The sequence below is a fragment of the Cupriavidus sp. 05N39 genome (assembly GCF_056397325.1).
This window is the reverse complement of the sequence record NZ_JBFTNE010000271.1, coordinates 1-615: the sequence shown is the minus strand read 5'-3', so window position 1 is coordinate 615 and position 615 is coordinate 1. Positions and strand designations below refer to the sequence as shown.

The 615-nt window shown below is 72.0% G+C and carries 1 protein-coding gene; it reads left to right on the top strand.

What is annotated here, in order from left to right:
• Window positions 1–68: 68 nt before the first annotated feature.
• Window positions 69–615 (top strand): NAD(P)H-binding protein (locus tag AC1DN0_RS41240; RefSeq protein WP_477146628.1); only part of this gene is annotated, 547 nt, incomplete at its 3' end.

Below are 615 nucleotides of genomic sequence, written 5' to 3'. Positions count from 1 at the left end.
GCTGGCTGGCGCGCAGCATGCAGCGTTTCGTGAAACTCTAGCGTTCTGGCCCGTCGAGGAACCGCATCATGAGCACTCCCTCCCGCCTGCAGGTCCTGATCACCGGTGCCAGCGGCCTGGTCGGGCAGGGCGTGTTGCGCGCCTGCCTGGCCTCACCGCATGTGCAGGGCGTGACCGCACTGGTCCGCCACGCCGGCGGGCTGCCCGACGGCGTGCGCGCGATCGTCCTGCCGGATTTCACCCGCGCCGATGCGTTGGGCGAGCAGCTCGCCGGTTTCCAGGCGTGCTTCTACTGCGCGGGGGCGCCGCCGATCGGCACGCCGGAAGCGGAGTATCGCGCGGTCACGTTGACGGCCACCCTGGCCGTGGCCCGGGCGTGGGCGTCGGCCAACCCCACCGGGCGATTCCTCTACGTCTCCGGCGCGCACGCCGATCCGGACAGCCGGTTCATGCCACTGCGGATCAAGGGGGAAACCGAGGCCGCGCTGACGGCGCTTCCGATCCGCACTGTGATGCTGCGCCCGGGCGGCGTGCGTCCAGTCGCCGGGACCGGCACGCGGCACCCCCTGCTCAAGCCGCTGTACCTGTTCGGCGGGCCGGTGATGACGCTGGCCG